This is a genomic window from Mycobacterium sp. ML4 (genome assembly GCF_054515735.1).
The window spans coordinates 120,849-140,509 of sequence record NZ_JBTNSY010000011.1 but is presented as its reverse complement, the minus strand read 5'-3'; the positions used below and the strand labels follow the sequence as shown (position 1 = coordinate 140,509).

The following is a 19,661-nucleotide window of genomic DNA, read 5'->3' as shown; positions in this document are numbered from 1 at the left end:
GGTTGCTGACGTCGACGCCGGCTTCGTGTTCCATGAGCGCGGTCCCGTATTCCGTGGTCCGCCGAATCGGACGTAGGCTCAGCGATGAGTGCCGAGTGGGCCAGCGAGGACGGAGGATCGCCGTGACCGAACGTCCGCGCACCCTGTGCGAGGCCTTCCAGCGCAACGCGATAGTCGACCCGGATGCCGTGGCCGTGCGGACTCCCGGGGGTACCGAGGAATTGACGTGGCGCGACTACCACGAACAGGTCCGCAGGGTTGCTGGGGGCCTGACCGGTCTCGGTGTGCGCCGCGGCGACACCGTGTCGCTGATGATGGCCAACCGCGTCGAGTTCTACCCGCTGGAGGTGGGAGCACAACACGTTGGCGCCACGTCGTTTTCGGTGTATAACACGTTGCCCGCCGAACAGCTTGCCTATGTGTTCGGCAACGCCGGCACCAAGGTGGTGCTGTGCGAGGCGCAGTACCTCGACCGGATCCGCGCCAGCGGCGCATCGATCGAGCACATCGTGTGCATCGATGGCAAACCCGGAGGCACGCTCTCCGTCGAAGACCTTTACGCTGCCGCGCCCGCAGACTTCGACTTCGAATCGACGTGGCGGGCCGTGCAGCCCGACGACGTCGTCACCCTCATCTATACCTCCGGGACCACGGGAAACCCCAAGGGTGTGGAGATGACCCACACCAACCTGCTGTTTGAGGGGTACGCGCTGGATCAGGTGCTGGGAATCCAACGCGGAGAGCGGATTACCTCATTTCTGCCGTCAGCTCACATTGCTGACCGGATGACCGGTGTCTACTCACAGGAGATGTTCGGCACCCAGGTCACCGTCGTTTCGGACGTGCGCAGCATCGCCCAAGTGCTGCCGGATGTTCGGCCCACGGTCTGGGGCGCGGTGCCGCGGGTATGGGAGAAGCTCAGAGCCGGAATCGAGTTCGCGGTCAGCCAGGAGACCGATCAGGCCAAGCGGCAGGCACTGCAGTGGGCCATGTCGGTGGCGGCCAAGCGTGCGGCGGCGGAGTTGGCCGGTCAGCAGATGCCGGCCGAGTTGGCGGCCGAATGGGCTACGGCAGACGAGCTGGTGCTGTCCAAGCTGCGCGAGCGGATCGGCTTTGGCGAATTGCGGTGGGCGGTCTCGGGTGCTGCGCCGATTCCCCGGGAGACGTTGGCCTTCTTCATGGGCATCGGCGTCCCGCTCACCGAGGTATGGGGGATGTCCGAGCTGAGCTGCGTTGCCACCGCGTGCCATCCGCGCGACGTCAAGCTGGGCACCGTGGGGAAACTGCTGCCCGGCCTGGAGGGCAGGATTGCAGACGACGGCGAGTACCTGGTGCGCGGACCGCTGGTGATGAAGGGCTACCGCGGAGAACCGGCCAAGACCGCCGAGGCGGTCGACGAGGAGGGCTGGCTGCACACCGGGGACATTTTCGATGTCGATGACGAGGGTTACCTGAAGGTGGTGGACCGCAAGAAGGAGCTGATCATCAATGCCGCCGGAAAGAACATGTCTCCGGCCAACATCGAGAACACGATTGTCGCCGCATGCCGCATGATCGGTGTGATGATCGCGATCGGGGACGGGCGGCCGTATAACACCGCGCTGATGGTGTTCGACGCGGACTCTGTCGGACCGTATGCGGCTCAGCGTGGCCTCGATCCCTTTCCGGAAGTCCTGGCCGCCCACCCTGACGTGATCGCCGAGGTTGCCGCAGGCGTCGCCGAGGGCAACGACAAACTGTCTCGAGTTGAGCAGATCAAGCGTTTCCGCATCCTGCCGACGTTGTGGGAACCCGGTGGCGACGAGATCACGCTGACCATGAAGCTCAAGCGCAAGCCGATTCACGCCAAATACTCCGCTGAGATAGAGGAGCTCTACATGAGTGAACCCGGACCACACATCCACGAGCCTCGCGCCGCCTCGGCGACGCAGCCGGTGTGACGGGGGAGGGGTGATGACGGCACGGGACGTCAGTCGCAGCGGAGTGCGAAAGCTGCTGCAGCGCACCGGTTTTGTCGACGAGTCGACGACGGCGTTGGGTACCGATCCGGAAGCGGTCACCCAGCTGCTGGACGCCGACTGGTTCGGTGAGCGGCTCGAGGCGCTCGCCGTGGAACTGGGTCGCGATCCCGAGAGCGTGCGGGTGGAGGCTGCCGGATACCTGCGCGAGCTCGCGGCTTCGTTGGACGAGCGCGCGGTGCAGGCATGGCGCGGTTTCAGCCGATGGCTGATGCGGGCCTACGACGTGCTCGTCGATGAGGACCAGATCGCGCAGTTGCGTTCGCTGGACCGCAAGGCGACGTTGGCGTTCGCGTTCTCGCACCGGTCCTATCTGGACGGCATGCTGCTGCCCGAGGAGATCGCCGCCAATCGCCTCTCGCCTGCCTTCACCTTCGGCGGGGCCAACCTGAACTTCTTCCCGATGGGCGGCTTCGCCAAGCGCACCGGGACGATCTTCATCCGGCGTCAGACCAAGGACATACCGGTCTACCGCTTCGTGCTGCGGGCGTACACCGCGCAGTTGGTGCAGAACCACACAAACCTCACCTGGTCGATCGAAGGCGGGCGTACCCGGACCGGCAAGCTGCGACCCCCGGTGTTCGGCATCCTGCGCTACCTCACCGACGCCGTCGACGAAATCGACGGTCCGGAAGTGTATTTGGTGCCCACGTCGATCGTGTATGACCAGCTGCACGAGGTGGAGGCGATGACCACCGAGGCCTACGGCGCCACCAAGCGTCCGGAGGACTTCCGGTTCCTGGTCCGGCTGTCGCGCCAGCAAGGGGAGCGGCTGGGGCGCGCCTACCTCGATTTCGGCGAGCCGCTGCCGCTGCGCAAGCGTCTGGAGGAGCTGCGCGCGGATCCGTCCGGAACCGAGACGGTGGTCGAGCGCATCGCCTTGGACGTGGAGCACCGGATCAACCGCGCCACTCCGGTGACGCCGACCGCGGTGGTGAGTCTGGCGTTGCTGGGTGCCGACCGGTCGCTGTCGATCAGCGAGGTCCTCGCCACGGTGCGCCCATTGGCCAGTTACATCAACGCCCGCAACTGGGCGGTGGCCGGCGCCGCGGACCTGACGAATCGCTCGACAATCCGCTGGACGCTGCACCAGATGGTCGACTCCGGGGTAGTGAGCGTGTACGACGCCGGAACCGAAGCGGTGTGGGGGATCGGCGCCGATCAGCACCTGGTCGCGGCGTTTTACCGCAACACCGCCATCCATATCCTGGTCGATCGTGCGATCGCGGAGTTGGCGTTGCTCGCCGCATCGGAAAGCGCTGAGAACTCCGGTGACGGATTCGTGTCGCCGGCGGCGGTCCGCGACGAGGCGCTCGGCCTGCGGGAGTTGCTCAAGTTCGAGTTCCTGTTCTCGGCGCGTGCGCAGTTCGAGGTCGAGCTCGCCGACGAAGTCAAGCTCATCGGGCCGGTGGAGGACACATCTAAGGAAGTCATCGCGGCCGACGTGCGGCGGCTGTTGGAATCGGCCGATCTGCTGCTGGCCCACCTGGTGTTGCGCCCGTTCCTGGACGCCTACCACATCGTCGCGGACCGGTTGGCCGCGCTCGAGGACGAGGCGCTGGACGAAGATGCGTTCTTCACCGAGTGCCTCGAGGTGGGTAAGCAGTGGGAGCTGCAGCGCCGGATCGCAAACGCCGAATCGCGTTCCATGGAGCTGTTCAAGACCGCAGTGCGGCTGGCCCGCCACCGCGAGCTGGTTGACGGAGCCGATCAGGCCGATATCGCCAAGCAGCGTCGAGAGTTCGCCGACGAGATCGCGACGGCGTGCCGGCGCGTCAATGTGATCGCCGAAATGGCCCGAAAGATGGTCAGTCCCGCGGTGACTTAAGGACCGGTGCTATCGGCTGTTGTCCGAAGGATCGCAAGCGAAGCGGCACCGTAAGCCGGCGCGGACCGAACAGTTTGTCGGCCCGGTGGCGGAACTAATTTGCATTTATTTTCGTGGCGCGAAGTTCTAGCTCAAGCTGTGTCCGGCACACCAAAACACAGCTCGCGTCTGCCATTGCAACTCGTTAAGGCAGCGTCGGCTGCGAATGCAGGCGTCGCCGAAAAGAGCTGAGCGAAAGTCCAATAGGCGAAGACGCACAGAGTTAGGACCAGTCCAACGATTTTTTCCGTCACCACCGGGCTCGGAGGCGCTGGCGGCACGGGAGGTTCCTGGGGAGACGGCGCCCCCGGCGGCGACGGGGGCGCCGGCGAAACCGGCGTCGCCATCGGCGGTACCGGTGGTACTGGCGGCATCGGAGCGGCGGGCGGCAGCGGCGGAGCCGGCGGTGCCGGTGGCCGTGGGGGCTTGCTGTTCGGCAACGGTGGCAGTGGCGGCAACGGCGGCAACGCCGCCAATGGCGGCTACGGCGACAGTGGTGCCATCGGCGGCAAGGGCGGCGCCGGTGGGGTTGGCGGCAATGGCGGCTCGGGCGGTGACGGCGGAGACGGCGGCAATGGCGGACCTGGCGGCGCCGGTGGGCTGTTCGGCCAGTTGGGACTGTCTGGGACGGGTGGCGCCGCGGGTGCCGGTGGGGCCGGGGGAAAGTGCCGGGAGCGGCGGCGCGGGCGGCAAGGGACTGGGCGTGGACGTGCCTAGCCGGCGGGCCGGGGCAGCCGGGTGTCACCGGCGAGGCCGGCGTAGCGGGTCTACCTGGCTGACTACGCGATCGGCCGATCACCTCGCGCTCATGCGTGTCGGGGCATCCGGTGAGTGACGGGGCGACACGCATTCGGTCGCACATGAGGCGCTGCGCCTGATCAGGGCATGGCACCATTAACCGGTGTCCGCCGAACTGAGCCAGACCCCTCGCGACCTGCCGCTGTGCGCGGCTGATATCGACGCGGCGGCCAAGCGCATTTCTCCGGTGGTCACGCCGACGCCCCTGCAGTACAGCGACCGGTTGTCCGAGATCACTGGCGCCACCGTGTACCTCAAGCGCGAAGACTTGCAGGTGGTGCGCTCCTACAAGCTGCGCGGCGCCTACAACCTGCTGGTCCAGCTCTCCGAGGCGGAACTCGCCGCCGGAGTGGTGTGCTCCTCGGCCGGCAATCACGCGCAGGGGTTTGCCTATGCATGCCGCTCGCTGGGTGTGCACGGCCGTGTCTACGTGCCGGCTAAAACCCCCAAGCAGAAGCGGGACCGGATCCGGTATCACGGCCGCGAGTTCATCGAACTGATCGTGGGCGGCTCGACGTACGACCTGGCGGCCGCGGCCGCCCGCGAGGATGTCGCACGCACCGGCGCCACGCTGGTGCCGCCTTATGACGACCTGCGCACCATGGCCGGCCAGGGGACTATCGCGCTGGAAATTCTTGATGCCCTCGATGACGAGCCTGATCTGGTGGTCGTGCCCGTCGGTGGCGGCGGCTGCATCGCCGGTATCACCGCCTACCTGGCCGAACGGACGTCGAACACTGCGGTGTTGGGTATCGAGCCGGCCGGGGCCGCGGCGATGATGGCGGCACTGGCAGCCGGTGCGCCAGTGACCCTGGATCAGGTCGACCAGTTTGTCGACGGTGCCGCCGTCGCCCGCGCGGGGACGCTGACCTACGCCGCCCTGGCGGCCGCCGGGGACATGGTGTCGATCACGACGGTTGACGAGGGTGCGGTGTGCACCGCGATGCTGGACCTCTATCAGAACGAGGGGATCATCGCCGAGCCTGCGGGGGCGCTGTCGGTGGCCGGGCTGTTGGAAGCCGAGGTCGAACCCGGCTCCACCGTGGTGTGTCTGATCTCCGGGGGCAACAACGACGTCTCTCGCTACGGCGAAGTGCTGGAGCGATCGCTGATCCATCTGGGCCTCAAGCACTACTTCCTGGTCGATTTCCCGCAGGAGCCTGGCGCGTTGCGGCGGTTCCTCGACGAGGTGCTCGGCCCCAACGACGACATCACCCTGTTCGAGTACGTCAAGCGCAACAACCGAGAGACCGGTGAGGCACTGGTCGGAATTCAGCTGGGATCAGCGGCGGATCTGGACGGTCTGTTGGCGCGGATGCGGGCTACGGAGATTCATGTCGAGACGCTGCAGCCCGGTTCGCCGGCGTATCGGTACCTGCTGTTCTAGATCCGGCTGTTCTAGATCCGGCCATGACGAGGCGCTGAGCATCGTCAACGTGGTGACGCACCGACCTCACCGCTGCGCCGATCCCCCAAAATATCCGACGACCCCGAAGCCGGAAGGTCTCACGCGATTACGGTCCGCCCGCTCGTGCGTCCCCGACAACCCTGCCGACGGAAGGTTCCCCCGGCTGTGAAAGCCGCGCGGAACCAGTCAAAGCCCCGCGTCACAGTAGATATGACGGCAGGGGGGTAGCGGGGTGCAGATGGCCGTCGGGAACCGGCGGTTCGGCCGTCAACCGCACCGGCACCACGCCGGCCCAGTACGGCAGCGCCAGATCCTCGTCGTCGTCGGCCACGCCGCCTTCGCGCACTTTGGCCGAGACCTCGTCGAGTTCCAAAGCAAGCACTGCGGTCGCGGCGAGTTCGCGCGCGTTCGGCGGCCGGCAGTCGTCGGCGCGTCCGGGCCGGATGTGGTTCAGCACGGCATGCAGCGCACGCTTCTTTTCATCTGGGTCAGCGACGATGCGCGCGGTCCCGACCGCGACGACCGAGCGGTAGTTCATCGAGTGGTGCATGGCTGCACGGGCCAAAACGAGTCCGTCGACCAGGGTAACGGTGACGCAGACCGGTATGCCGGACAACCGGGTCGCCAGCATCGGTCCGCTGCCCGACGAGCCGTGGATGTACAGGATGTCGTCGATGCGGGTATGAATCGTCGGCAAGACTACCGGCATCCCGTCCTTGACATAAGCCAAGTGGCAGATCAGCGACTCATCGAGGATTTGATGCACGGTCTCGCGGTCATAGCGAGCCCGTTCCCGGTAGCGGGTCGGCGTGGTGCGTGGGGTGGGTTGATAGGTGGTGTCCATCCACTTGACCTCATCATTGTTCTAGTACATACTCTTGACTGTGCCAGTACGATACACGATAGGCGGGACGGGTGCCGAGTCGATCGCTGCCAGCATCGAGGAGGGCATCTCGCAGGGCGCCTACGCGCCGGGTGATGCCCTGCCGTCAATCCGGGAGGTGGCCGCCCGACTTGGGGTGAACGCCAATACCGTTGCCGCCGCATACCGGCTGTTGCGTGATCGCGGGGCGGTCGAGACCGCGGGCCGGCGGGGCACCCGGGTGCGGGCCCGGCCGGCGACCACGCCGCGATCGCTGCTCGGACTCGCTGTTCCCGATGGCGCACGTGACCTCTCGACCGGTAATCCGAACCCCGCGCTGTTGCCTATCGCCACCGCTGAGTTGGCGCTGGGGAAGCGGGAAAGGCCGTTGTTGTACGGGCAGTCCGCGATGTCGGCTGACCTGGTCGAGCGCGCCTGTGCGGATCTGAGCGGCGACGGGGTGCCCGCCGAGCACCTTGCCGCGACCAGTGGTGCCCTCGACGGAATCGAGCGGGTGCTCAACGCCCATTTGCGTCCAGGTGACCGGGTGGCGGTCGAGGATCCCGGTTGGGCAAACATGTTGGATCTCGTTGCAGCACTCGGGCTTTCCCCCGAACCGGTCCGGGTTGACGATGAAGGGCCGGTGGTGCTGAGCATGGCGCGGGCCCTGCGCCGTGGTGTGAAGGCCGTCATCGTCACCACCCGTGCGCAAAACCCGACCGGCGCGGCACTGTCCGCGGAACGCGCCAAGGCGCTGCGCAGTCTGTTGGCAGCCAAGACCAGCGACGTGCTGGTCATCGAAGATGACCACTGCGCCAGAATCTCTGGCGTGCCGCTGCACGCTCTGGCCGGGGCGACCCGGCGTTGGGCTTTCGTCCGCTCGATGTCCAAGGCATACGGTCCCGACCTGCGGTTGGCCGTACTGGCCGGAGACCGCCGCACCATCGAGCGAGTGCATGGACGCCTGCGGCTGGGACCGGGATGGGTGAGTCGTCTGCTGCAGGATCTCGCCGTAGGACTGTGGTCCGACGACGAGGCGGCGAAGTTGGTCCATGCGGCCCGGGAACGGTACACCGCCAACCGCCAAGCGCTGTGTGAAGCGCTGGCCGCGCGGGACGTGGCGGCACAGGGCCGATCTGGCCTCAACGTCTGGATTCCCGTGCCCGACGAGACGGTCGTCATCACCCGGCTGCTTAACGCGGGTTGGGCGGCCGCGCCTGGGACGCGATTTCGGATGGAGACGCCGCCGGGCATGCGCATCACGATCGCCGACCTGAAAGACGCAGAGATCGAACCGCTGGCTGATGCCATTGCCGAGGCTATTCATGGCACCGGACGTGCAAGCGTGTGAGCTAGGCGGTGGTGAGCAGCCAGATGAACACGAACGTGTAGACGGCGAAGTGGATGACCGACAGCGCCAGGCCGGCGATCGCCACCCCGCGACTGGTGGCGGTGTCCTTGTCGGTCTGGCGTAGCGCGTGGATGCCGAACGGGATCGTGACCAGCCAACATGGGATGAAGAGAACGACGTACTGCAAGGCGCCCAAGGCCAGGCTCATCACGGCGAGACCGCTGATCTTGGTGACCGTGGAGCGCTTGACTGCCGGGGCGGGGGATAGGGCGACCAACTCGGGCGCGAACGTCGTCATGTCCAAGAGCGTGACGTATCGCGCTGGAAGGATTCTTGGAGCCTTCGTATGCCGAATGCCGTATGCCGAGCAGACACAAAATCGCGCTGGAGCGTGCGCTCCTATGCGATTTTGTGTCCGCTCGCCAGGAGGGCGCTGTGGGCGCAGGCTAGCGTCTGCACTCGTGATCATGCTGCTACCGCCGTCGGAGACCAAGCGGGCGGGGGGCGACGGCCTACCCTTGCAACTCGGCAGCCTGGGCTATCCGCAGCAGAATCCCTTGCGGTCGGCGCTGTTGGGAGAGCTCGTCGATCTGGCGTCAGACCCGGCGGCGAGTAGATCGGCGTTGGGCGTCTCGGTGTCGCAGGTCGCCGAGATCGAGCGCAACGCGGCCCTCCGCGTAGCACCGACACTGCCGGCCATCCGTCGCTACACCGGGGTCCTCTACGACGCGCTGGACATAGACTCGCTGCGCGGCGCTGGCGCCAAGCGCGCATCTGCCCGCTTGTTCATCGTCTCGGCGTTGTTCGGCCTGCTTCGCGCTGACGACCAGGTGCCCGCGTATCGCCTGTCCGCAACGTCGAAACTGCCCGGCAAACCTACGCTGGCCGCCCGGTGGCGGCCCGTGCTGGAACCGCTACTCGCGAAGTTGGCCGACAACCACTTGATCATCGATCTCCGCTCGGGGTCGTATGTCGCGTTGGGCAGGGCACCCGAAGCCGTCCGCGTGCATGTGCTGGCCGAGTACCCGGATGGCCGGCGGGCGGTGGTCACGCATTTCAACAAGGCGCACAAGGGACGGCTGGCCCGTGCTCTGGCTGTCACTCGCGCCGAGCCCGATGATGCGGCCGCGGTCGCCGCGGTGGCCCGCAGAGCCGGCCTGCGGGTGGAGCGCAGCGGGAATGATGTGACCCTTGTCGTTCCGGCGGGACCGGACCAACGGGCGAGCAGACGCAAAATCAGCCAAAACGGGCCGGAATAGTGCGAGTTCGCGTCTGCTCGCGCTAGGAAGTTACCGCAGGATGGCGACGGAGTGCCCCGGGACCCGAGTGGAGTCCTTGCCGATCTGCGGCGCGTCCCAGGCCAGCACCAGTTCACCGCTGACCGGCACGGATGCCGCCTCGGTGCCGAGATTGCACGCGATCGCCAGCTCCCCGCGCCGCAGCACGATCCAGCGCTGATCCTCGTCGTAGTCGATGACGAGGTGATCCAGCCACGGGTCGGCGAAGTCAGGCTCGCTGTGCCGCAAGTTGATCAGGTCGCGGTAGAGCGCGAGTAGGCGGGTGTGTTCACCCGATGCGAGCTCAGCCCAGTTCAACTTGGAGCGCTGAAACGTCTCCGGGTCCTGGGGGTCGGGGATCTTGTCGGCGTCCCAGCCGTGTTCGGCGAACTCCGCCTTGCGGCCCTTCCGGGTGGCTTCGGCCAGCTCCGGTTCGGGATGCGAGCTGAAGAATTGGAACGGCGTCGACGCTCCCCATTCCTCGCCCATGAAAAGCATTGCGGTATAGGGCGACGCCAGTACCAGAGCGGCCTTGACGGCCAGCTGGCCCGGGGTCAGGTTCTGCGAGGGGCGGTCTCCGAGGGCGCGGTTGCCGACCTGGTCGTGGGTACACGTGTAGGCCAGCAGCCTGGTCGCCGGAATGCCGGTTTCCTGGCTGGTGTCCAGTGGCCGCCCGTGCCGGCGCCGCCGGAACGACGAGTAGGTGCCGGCGTGGAAGAAGCCGTGGCGCAGTGTCTGCGCCAGCGTGGCGACGGATCCGAAATCGCCGTAATAGCCTTGCCGTTCGCCGGATACCGCGGTGTGGATGGCGTGGTGGATGTCGTCAGCCCACTGCGCGGTCAGTCCGTATCCGCCCCGCTCGCGCGGGGTGATCAATCGCGGATCGTTCAGGTCGCTCTCCGCGACCAGGCTCAGGGGACGGCCCAATTGCCTTGACAGCCAACCGGTCTCGGTGGCGAGCTCCTCGAGCAGGTGTACCGCGGTGAGGTCCACCAACGCATGGACCGCGTCCAGTCGCAGGCCGTCGGCGTGGAAGTCACGCAGCCACCGCAACGCGCAGCCGATGATGTAACGGCGCACCTCGTCGGAGTCGGCGCCGGCGATATTGATCCCCTCGCCCCATGGATTACTGGCCGACGACAGATACGGTCCGAACTTCGGCAGGTAATTGCCCGAGGGGCCGAGGTGGTTGAACACCGCGTCGATCAGCACCCCCAGCCCGCGGACGTGGCAGGCATCGATGAGCCGGACCAGACCGTCGGGTCCGCCGTAGGGTTCGTGCACGCTGTACCACAGCACTCCGTCGTAGCCCCAGCCGTGCGTCCCCGCAAAAGAGTTGACCGGCATCAGTTCGACGAAGTCAACGCCGAGATCGACAAGATAGTCCAGTTTTCCGATCGCGGATTCGAACGTGCCGTCGGGCGTGAAGGTGCCGATTTGTAGTTCGTAGATGACCGCGCCCTCGACGGACCGGCCTGCCCATTCGTTGTCGGTCCAACCCGCACCCGACGGGTCCCAGAGCTGGGAGCGTTCATGTACCCCGTCGGGCTGGCGGGGTGAACGCGGGTCGGGCAGCACGGTGGGGTCGTCGTCGAGCAGGAAGCCGTAGCGGGCATCCGGTCTTGTTTCGACATCGGCATGCCACCACCCGTCGTCGGAGCGGACCATGTCATGCACCGCGCCGTCGACATCCAGCCGCACCAGCTCGGGTCTTGGTGCCCATACTTTGAACTCAGTCATCAAGACGCTCCAGCAGCACCACGGGCAACTCACCGAACAATCGGATGGCCGACGTCGGCCCGCTGACCATCGCGCCGGTCAGCCGGTCGGTCCATGATCCGTCGGGCAGCGGCAATACCGTGTCCCCCCAGCCGGTGTCGGCCAGCGCCACCGTCCAGCGGGTAACCGCCACCAGAATGCCGGGACCGCGGCGAAACGCCACGATGTGGTCGCCGGCCCGGCCTGCGGCGAGCACCGGTACGTAGTCGCCATCCACGAAGCAGTCCGGCCGCGAGCGCCGCAACCGAAGCGCCGTGGTGACCACGCGAAGCTTGGGATGCTGCAGGTCTTTCAACGCCTTGCGCCGGGTCAAGTAATCGACCTCACGACGGTTGTCCGGGTCGACCAGGCTGTCATCCCACAACTCGGTGCCCTGATACACGTCCGGAATGCCGGGCACGGTCAGTGCGAGCAGCTTCTGCCCCAGCGCATCACTGGCGGCATGCGGGTTGAGCTGGCCGACGAGTTTGGTCAGCTCGCCGGCTACCGGCCCGTCCAGCACGGTGTCCAGCCAGCTGTGTACGGCGCCCTCGAAATCGCCGTTCGGGTCGTTCCACGACGTGTGCCAGGCCGCCTCCCGAATCGCCTTCTCGGCGTAGGAATGCAGTCGGTCGTGTAGCTCCGCGGTGACCTCGCCGCTTACCGGCCAGACGCCGAAGATGTTTTGCCACAAGAACTGTCCGGTTGCGGGATCGGGGGAGGGGGCATGCTTCTCCCATCGCCGCACGAATTCTGTCCACAAAGACGGCACCTGCGAGAGGACGCCGATGCGGGCCCGGACGTCCTCGCCGCGTTTGGTGTCGTGCGTGGTCAGCGTCGTCATCGCTGCCGGCCACAGCCGTGCCCGGGTGGCCGAACTCTGGTGGAACTCAGCGACTCCGACTCCGAACCGGTGCGGCTCACCACCGACCTCGTTCAGCGACACCAACCGGGCGTCACGGTAGAACAGGCAGTCTTCGACCGCCTTGGCCGTCACCGCGCCGCACAGTTGCTGCAGGCGGGTGGCCGGTTCACCGCCATGGGCCAGCGCCGCGGCCAGCACGGCCAGCGCGGGTCCGAGATCCGGTTGCGCGGCTTCGGTTTTCGCCAGGGCGGTGGATAGGATCGCCGACAGCGACTGGTAGTCGCACCGGTAAACGTCGATGTGGGTCAGCAGGGCGGCCACCGCATCGGGCAGCCGCGGATCGTCGGCACCCGCGGTCACGACGATGCTGCGCCGTAGCCGGGCCAGCTCACTGCCGAGGGTGTCGGTGGCGGCGCGGAGCTTCAATTCCGCCAACATCTCGGGCATCGCGCTGTAGCGCACGCCCGCGGATTCGACGAGCTCGGTGAGCGCGGCTTGACCCTGCGGGTCGACAAAGAGACCGCCCACCTGCCGCAGCACGTCGTAGCCGGTGGTGCCCCCGACCGGCAGTGTGGGTTCCAGGGCCTCGTCGACGCCGAGAATCTTCTCGATCACAATCCAGGCGTCGGGTCCGACCAACTCGCGCAGCCAGGTCAAATAGGTCGCCGGATCCGCTAATCCGTCGGGATGGTCGATGCGCACGCCGTCGACGATGCCCTCGCTGAACCAACGAGCGACTTCGGCGTGGCTGGCGTCGAAGACGCTGCGGTCCTCCTGGCGCAGCCCGGCCAGCGAGGTGATCGAGAAGAACCGGCGGTATCCGACCACCCCATTGCGCCAGCCCACCAGCCGGTAGTGCTGGCGCTCGTGCACCTGCGGGCCGGGGCCGTCGCCGGTGCCCGGGGCGATCGGAAGCGCCAGATCGCCCAGCCGCAGCAGGTCGCCGTCAACGGTAAGATCGGCCGCATCTTCGTCAGAACCCAATAACGGCAACACGATTCGACCCGCGTCGTCCAACGTCCAGTCGATGTCGAAAAACCCGGCATATTCCGAGTCCCGCCCGTGCCGCAGCACATTCCACCACCAGGCGTTCTGTTGAGGCTGGTCGATCCCCACATGGTTGGGCACCACATCGATCACCAGGCCCATACCGCGGGCCCGCGCGGCCTCGGACAACCGGGCCAACCCCTCCGCGCCGCCGAGCTCAGGCGAAACCGTTGTCGGATCGGTGACGTCGTAACCGTGCGACGAACCGGTGGTCGCGGTCAGGACTGGCGAAAGGTATACGTGGGACACCCCGAGTTCGTCAAGGTAGTCGAGTAGCTTCTCAGCGTCGTGCAAGGTGAATGCGAAACCGCTGGACGCACCGCGAAGCTGCAACCGGTAGGTTGCCGATATCTGAGAAGCCATCTGTCACAACGTCTTACGTAGGATGAGCACGGAGCGTCCGGGTAGCGCTACCTCGTCGCCTTCGGCGGCCACCCGTTCGGCGACGCCGGTTGGGCTGGTGGTGTCCAGCTCCACCGTCCATTGCTGCGCATAGTTGCCGCGGGGCATAACAAAAGTGACGTCCTGATCGTGGGCGTTGAAGCACAGCAGGAACGAGTCATCGACGATGCGTTCGCCACGGCGATTCGGTTCACGCAGGGCCTGGCCATTGAGAAACACCGCGATGCTCTTACCGAAGTCGTTGTCCCAGTCCTGATCGGTCATCTCCTGACCAGAAGGTGTCAGCCAGGCGATGTCGTGAACATCGGCTTCGCCGCTGCGGATCGGGCGTCCCCTGAGAAAGCGGCGCCGGCGGAATACCGGATGCTTTTTGCGCAGCCACGTGACCTTGCGCGCAAAGGCCAGGTGATCCGCATTCTTTTCGAGCAACGACCAATCCATCCAGGACAACTCGGAGTCCTGGCAGTAGACGTTGTTGTTGCCCAGCTGGGTCCGCCCGATCTCGTCGCCGTGGGAGATCATCGGGGTGCCCTGGCTGACCATCAGCGTTGCCCAGAAGTTGCGCATCTGCTGGCAGCGTAGAGAGATTACGTCCGGGTCGTCGGTGGGGCCTTCCACGCCGCAGTTCCACGACCTGTTGTGGCTTTCTCCGTCGCGGTTGTCCTCACCGTTGGCCATGTTGTGTTTCTCGTTGTAGGACACCAGGTCCTGCATGGTGAATCCGTCGTGGGCGGTGACGAAATTGATGCTGGCGCCGGGCCGGCGGCCGGTCGCTTCGTACAGGTCCGACGACCCGGTCAGCCGGGAAGCGAACTCGCCCAGGGTTGCGGGCTCGCCCCGCCAGTATTCGCGCACAGTGTCGCGGTATTTCCCGTTCCACTCGGTCCACAAACCTGGGAAATTGCCGACCTGGTAACCACCTTCGCCGATATCCCACGGCTCCGCGATCAACTTGACCTGGCTTACCACCGGATCCTGCTGTACCAGGTCGAAAAACGCTGACAGCCGGTCGACGTCGTAGAACTCTCGGGCCAGGGTGGCCGCGAGGTCGAACCGAAATCCGTCAACGTGCATCTCGAGCACCCAGTAGCGCAGCGAGTCCATGATCAGCTGCAAGGTGTGCGGGTGGCGCACATTAAGGCTGTTGCCGGTACCGGTGAAATCTTTGTAGTGGCGCAGGTCACCGTCGACCAGTCGGTAGTAGGCGGCGTTGTCGATGCCGCGGAAGTTGATGGTCGGCCCGAGGTGGTTGCCCTCGGCCGTGTGGTTGTAGACCACGTCGAGGATGACCTCGATGCCCGCCTCGTGGAAGGTGCGCACCATTGACTTGAACTCGGCAACCGCCCCACCCGGTTTGCGGGTGGCCGCGTACTGATAATGCGGGGCCAGGAACCCGAATGTGTTGTAGCCCCAGTAGTTTCGCAGTCCCAGATCTATCAGCCGATGGTCGTGCATGAACTGGTGAACCGGCATCAGCTCGATGGCGGTGATGTTCAGCGACTTGAGGTGGTCGATGATCACCGGATGCGCCAGTCCGGCGTAGGTGCCGCGCAGTTCATGCGGGATGCCCGGATGGGTCTGCGTCATCCCCTTGACGTGCGCCTCGTAGATGATGGTCTCGTTATAGGGCGTGCATGGTGCCCGGTCTGATGCCCAGTCGAAAAACGGGTTGATCACCACACTGGTCATGGTGTGGCCGAGCGAGTCGACCATCGGGGGAATGCCGGTTTCGGATGGGTCTTCGGCGGCCACCTCCAGGTCGTAGGAGAACAGCGCCTGGGTGAATTTGAAGTCGCCGACGAACGATTTACCGTAAGGGTCCAGCAGCAGCTTGCTCGGATCACACCGGTGACCGGCCGACGGATCGAACGGCCCGTGCACCCGAAATCCGTAGCGCTGACCGGGCGTAACGTTAGGCAGGTAGCAGTGCCAGATGTAGCCGTCGACTTCGTCGAGATTGATTCGGGTTTCCCGGCCGTTGCGCGCGATCAGGCACAACTCGACCCTCTCGGCGATTTCGGAGAACAGCGAAAAGTTGGTACCGGCACCGTCGTAGGTTGCTCCGAGTGGAAACGGCGCCCCAGGCCAAACCGTCGCCAGTTCGGGTGAGCCATCCGCGCCGTCATTGACACTTTCCGTTCCGCGCTCCGTCGACGACATCACTAGACCTTATCCATGTCCGCTGCCTCGAGTCCCCCGTCACCACCAACCCGTGATCGCCGCGATCTGCCTGCCGAGTTCGGGCGCCAACGTCCGCATATAGGCCGGCGTCAGGTGATGGGGATCGCGGTAGATCAGGACGTTTCCCTCGACCGGACGACAGCTGTCCGGTCGGCAGATGGCGTCGGACAGATCGAGTGGCTTCAACAACGGGAACTGCGCGACGAAATCCAGCGTGCCGTTCCGATCGGAGAGCAGGTCGGATCGCTTAACCGCGCAGGACTCCGGATTGCCGGCCTTGGCCAGACAATCCGCCGGGTTGTATGGTTGGCCGTCCTTGACCAGCCATGGGGTGTCCCGGACACCGAGAATGGGAATGTTGTTGTCCGACAACGTTTGCCAAATCCCGATATAGGTGGCGGGCATCACGTCGCCGGCTTTGATGTTCCACGGTCGCGTCGAGGTGGTGAACACGTAGTCGGGCCGGTCGGTGACTAGTTTGGCCATCGTCGTCTCCACCCATTGCCGGCACTGCGGATAGGGCGCGTTGTTACCCATGATCAGCGGGACCTGTTCGGTGGACAGGGCGCAACCCATCTTGAGGTAGGTCACCACCTTGAAGTGATGCAGCCGACCCAGCAGGTCCAACGCGGTCAGCCAGTGTTCGGCGTGCGACCCACCGGCCAGTGCAATGGTCCGCGGCGCTTCGGTGTCACCGTAAGTGCAGTTCACCACCGCCGGGTTGACGAAGTCGCTGATGCATCCGTCCCGGGTGGACGCGGGAAGATCTTCTTTGACTTCCAGCACGGTGGGCCGCATCCGGAGCTTCGGCACCCGCACGTGATTGACCAGTGCCCGCGCGCCGGGGTAGTCGGCTGCGCTCAGTCCGCTGAGGTCCTTTCCGCCGGCGCGTTCGGCGACGAGGTGCTCGCGCCAGGTGAACGACGTCGCGGTCAGGGTGACACCCAGCAGCACCACCACCGATCCCAGTGCGATGGTGGGTCGTCGTAGGCGGAGCCGCCACGCCACCGGCGCCGCCGGCACTGAGGTTGCCCGGTAACGCAGCGGGTCTTCGACGTGCCGGTAGGTCAGGTACGCCAAAACCCCGGACACCAGCAGCACGCCAGCGCCCTCGATGAAGTTCACGCGCGGGTGGCCGGTGTAAGCCAGCCAGAAGATCAACAGGGGCCAGTGCCACAGGTACAGGGCATAGGCCATCGCGCCCAGGGTTACCAGGGGTCCCCATGCCAGCATCCGGCTGGGCAGCGGCATTCGGCCGTGGGTGGCCGGATCGGCCGCAACGTTGGCGCCGACCATGATCATCAACATCGCGGCTCCCACCGGCACCAGCGCCCACGGACCGGGAAATTCCTTGACGCCGTCGATCAAGGCTCCGCAGGACAGGATTGCCGCCAGTGACACCGCGGCGACCACGGTGCGCAGCCACATCGGCCAGCGGATGTGGGGGACAACAGCGCCGACCAGCGCGCCCAGCAACAGTTCCCAGGCCCGGGCGAAACTGTTGTAGTAGGCGGTTGCCTGATAGGCCTGGTGGGCGATGATCGCGTAGACGAATGACGTCACCGTCAGCGCAGTGAGCAGTACCACGAAGACCATGCGCAGATGCTTGCCGAGCGGGCGGCCGAGGTAGGCGACGGTGGCTATCACCAGCAGGAACGCTAGATAGAACTGGCCCTGCACCGACATGGACCAGATGTGCTGCAACGGGCTGACCGCCTCACCGGCGCGCAGGTAATCCGCCGCGGAGTTGGCCAGTTCCCAGTTCTGGTAGTACCCCAGGCTGGCCAGGCTCTGATCGGCGAACGCTTCCCAACGAGTCTGGGGCTGGATCAGGACGGTGAGTAATGCGCAACCCGCCAGCACGACGACCAGCGCCGGCACCAACCGGCGGATCAGCCGGACTACCTCGGTTCCCGGGGACAGTGACCCACCGAGTGCCGAACGCAGCACCTTGCCGCCGAAGAAGAACCCGGACAAGGCCAGGAATACGTCAACACCGCCCGACACCCGTCCGAACCAGATGTGGAACACCGCGACCAGGGCGATCGCGATACCGCGCAGACCGTCGAGATCGTGCCGGTAGAACCCCGACGAACGCGTGCCCATCCCTCCGGACTTCGCCTGGGCGGCCGGGGCTGGAGGCGGTGACAGGGTCTGCATGGTCACCGCTAACTTACCGAAAACCGCCACCCGCTCCTTGCCGAGCGAGTGGCGGCGATCAGGATTCGGGGAGTGGGTTACCGCGGAGTGGCAGCGGCCGGCGCGGGTGGTACGGGCACCAGCTGCAACGGCGGTTGCGGCGTCGGCACCAGGGGAGCCGCCGGCTGGGGGATCACCTGCTGCAGCGGTGGCTGCGCTGCCTGCTGTTGCAGCGGCGCCTGCTGGGCCGGGGCTTGTTGGCCGGGGATCTGCTGGGCCGGGGCTTGTTGGCCGGGGATCTGCTGGGCCGGGGCTTGTTGGCCGGGGATCTGCTGGGCCGGGGCCTGCTGACCGGGGACCTGCTGGGCCGGTGCTTGCTGGGGCGGTGCGGCCGGAGCCGTCTGTAACGAGTTGGTCCCCAGGATCCGGACCAGGTACGGCGCCATGTTACTGCTGCGCACCGGCGAGACCTGTACGACATCACCGACCTCGAGCATTTGACCGTTGCCGAGGTACATCGCGACGCTCTGGGTCCCTTCGGGGCCGTAAAAGATCAGGTCAGCTTTGCGGGCCTGCTGGGGTAGGACCTTTTCGCCGACGCGGTACATCTGACCCGAGGAACGTGGCAACTTGAGTCCGGCGCCGGCGTAGGCGTACTGGATCAGGCCCGACGCGTCGAAGCCGACGGTGTTGATGCCTGAACCGGTGCCGCGGGTGGGGCCGGTGACACCACCGCCGGCCCACGAGAACGGGACTCCGCGCTGTGAGAGCCCGCGCGCGATCACCGTGTCGGCGACCTGCTGGTAGTCGTTGGACCGGGTGTAGGGATCTGCGGACGCTATCCCGACGGCAGTCACCATTGGTGCCGCGAACATCAGCAGCCCGATCGCGAAGGCGTAGACGCGTTTCATTTCGTTCCCTCGTTTCCTGAGGCCCGGTGGGCCCCTCTGTGCATCAGCGCGGTGACCGCGCGCATCCGCCGGCGTTCAGGAGCGATGGCCGCCTCTTCGGGGCCGAGCGCCGCTGGACCTGATGGCATGCTCCACCTCGGTTAACCGAGGTGAATTCACACCAGTCACTACAGACACTTTGACAACAGAGATATGTGTCCGCCAGAGGCGCAAAACATTATTTGTACGAACGTGACCGGACAGTGATTGAGAGGGTCAATCTTGTGACGGCAGTTGTGATTTCGGTCGCAATACGTTGCTGCCGCGTGATGCTGCGCGGACCGGTTAGCGGCCGAACGTGTTGCTGAAATCCGTTAGCGCGCGGCCCAGCACCGAGGCCAGGCTCAGTACTCCGACCGCGACGATCGGCCAGAACGACATGAACCAGCCCTTCACCAGCGAAACGAACGGTCCCAGTAGGGCAGCGGTTCCGGCCGCCCCGATGCCACCCCACACCAGTGGGTAGATGTAGAAGTTGACGCCGAACGGCACCATTGGGCAGTCGTCGCCCTGACAGACGTTGTCGGTGAAGGCGAACAGCCGGGTCGGCCAACTCGTCATCGTGGCCGCGGCAACGAGCAGTCCCAGCAGCACGAACATGGTGATGACGTCCCACGGCACGAGGCGCAGTCGGATGACCCGCGGTCTTTCACTATCGGCGTCGCGGAGTTGTTCGGGTGCGGCCATGCCCTGCATGCTTCCCGATGATCGGGTTTTGTGCGACCTCAACCGACTAAT

At 65.8% G+C, this 19,661-nt stretch carries 14 protein-coding genes; 6 read left to right on the top strand and 8 right to left on the bottom strand.

The window, feature by feature from the left end; genetic code table 11:
• Positions 1 to 116 precede the first annotated feature (116 nt).
• The 4 genes from fadD11 (at position 117) to ilvA (ending at position 6,070) form a co-directional block, all read left to right on the top strand.
• Entirely contained in the window at positions 117 to 1,940 is a 1,824-nt protein-coding gene (gene fadD11 / locus ACX9NE_RS14705; protein ID WP_459362882.1) for a fatty acid--CoA ligase FadD11, read from the top strand.
• A gap of 13 nt (positions 1,941 to 1,953) precedes the next feature.
• Positions 1,954 to 3,846 carry a lysophospholipid acyltransferase gene (locus ACX9NE_RS14700; RefSeq protein ID WP_459362831.1) on the top strand — a complete coding sequence of 631 codons (1,893 nt, stop codon included), beginning with the start codon at positions 1,954 to 1,956 and terminating at the stop codon, positions 3,844 to 3,846.
• 465 nt (positions 3,847 to 4,311) lie between these two features.
• Complete coding sequence (locus ACX9NE_RS14695; RefSeq protein ID WP_459370731.1) at positions 4,312 to 4,602, top strand: hypothetical protein; 291 nt, start codon at positions 4,312 to 4,314, stop codon at positions 4,600 to 4,602.
• Between the two features lie 184 nt (positions 4,603 to 4,786).
• The gene (gene ilvA, locus ACX9NE_RS14690) at positions 4,787 to 6,070 is read left to right on the top strand and encodes a threonine ammonia-lyase (RefSeq protein WP_459362830.1); all 1,284 of its coding nucleotides are present in this window, start codon (positions 4,787 to 4,789) and stop codon (positions 6,068 to 6,070) included.
• A 220-nt stretch (positions 6,071 to 6,290) separates the two neighbouring features.
• On the opposite strand, the gene ACX9NE_RS14685 is transcribed toward ilvA, so the two are convergent.
• Entirely contained in the window at positions 6,291 to 6,935 is a 645-nt protein-coding gene (locus ACX9NE_RS14685) for a pyridoxamine 5'-phosphate oxidase family protein (RefSeq protein WP_459362829.1), read from the bottom strand.
• Between the two features lie 40 nt (positions 6,936 to 6,975).
• Here ACX9NE_RS14685 and ACX9NE_RS14680 point away from each other — a divergent pair, with 40 nt between their 5' ends.
• Positions 6,976 to 8,304 carry an aminotransferase class I/II-fold pyridoxal phosphate-dependent enzyme gene (locus ACX9NE_RS14680; protein ID WP_459362828.1) on the top strand — a complete coding sequence of 443 codons (1,329 nt, stop codon included), beginning with the start codon at positions 6,976 to 6,978 and terminating at the stop codon, positions 8,302 to 8,304.
• Position 8,305: 1 nt separating this feature from the next.
• Here ACX9NE_RS14680 and ACX9NE_RS14675 read toward each other — a convergent pair whose 3' ends face one another.
• Positions 8,306 to 8,602 (bottom strand): DUF4190 domain-containing protein, encoded by a 297-nt coding sequence (locus ACX9NE_RS14675; RefSeq protein WP_459362827.1) that lies wholly within the window; start codon positions 8,600 to 8,602, stop codon positions 8,306 to 8,308.
• A gap of 169 nt (positions 8,603 to 8,771) precedes the next feature.
• Between ACX9NE_RS14675 and yaaA the strand changes: the two genes are divergently transcribed.
• A complete protein-coding gene (yaaA, locus tag ACX9NE_RS14670; RefSeq protein ID WP_459362881.1) occupies positions 8,772 to 9,563 on the top strand; it encodes a peroxide stress protein YaaA in 792 nt (263 codons plus the stop codon).
• Between the two features lie 30 nt (positions 9,564 to 9,593).
• On the opposite strand, the gene treZ is transcribed toward yaaA, so the two are convergent.
• From treZ to ACX9NE_RS14640, 6 genes are all read right to left on the bottom strand, one after another.
• Positions 9,594 to 11,321 carry a malto-oligosyltrehalose trehalohydrolase gene (gene treZ / locus ACX9NE_RS14665; RefSeq protein ID WP_459362826.1) on the bottom strand — a complete coding sequence of 576 codons (1,728 nt, stop codon included), beginning with the start codon at positions 11,319 to 11,321 and terminating at the stop codon, positions 9,594 to 9,596.
• Entirely contained in the window at positions 11,314 to 13,614 is a 2,301-nt protein-coding gene (gene treY / locus ACX9NE_RS14660; RefSeq protein ID WP_459362825.1) for a malto-oligosyltrehalose synthase, read from the bottom strand. Before treY ends, treZ begins: the two co-directional genes overlap by 8 nt.
• Before the next feature lie 3 nt (positions 13,615 to 13,617).
• Positions 13,618 to 15,813 carry a glycogen debranching protein GlgX gene (gene glgX / locus ACX9NE_RS14655; protein ID WP_459362824.1) on the bottom strand — a complete coding sequence of 732 codons (2,196 nt, stop codon included), beginning with the start codon at positions 15,811 to 15,813 and terminating at the stop codon, positions 13,618 to 13,620.
• A 39-nt stretch (positions 15,814 to 15,852) separates the two neighbouring features.
• A complete protein-coding gene (locus ACX9NE_RS14650) occupies positions 15,853 to 17,994 on the bottom strand; it encodes an acyltransferase family protein (protein ID WP_459362880.1) in 2,142 nt (713 codons plus the stop codon).
• A gap of 77 nt (positions 17,995 to 18,071) precedes the next feature.
• Positions 18,072 to 18,884, bottom strand: coding sequence for an NlpC/P60 family peptidoglycan-binding protein RipD (gene ripD / locus ACX9NE_RS14645; RefSeq protein WP_459370730.1), 813 nt, complete (start codon positions 18,882 to 18,884; stop codon positions 18,072 to 18,074).
• Between the two features lie 324 nt (positions 18,885 to 19,208).
• Positions 19,209 to 19,610 (bottom strand): hypothetical protein, encoded by a 402-nt coding sequence (locus tag ACX9NE_RS14640; RefSeq protein WP_459362822.1) that lies wholly within the window; start codon positions 19,608 to 19,610, stop codon positions 19,209 to 19,211.
• Positions 19,611 to 19,661: the final 51 nt, after the last annotated feature.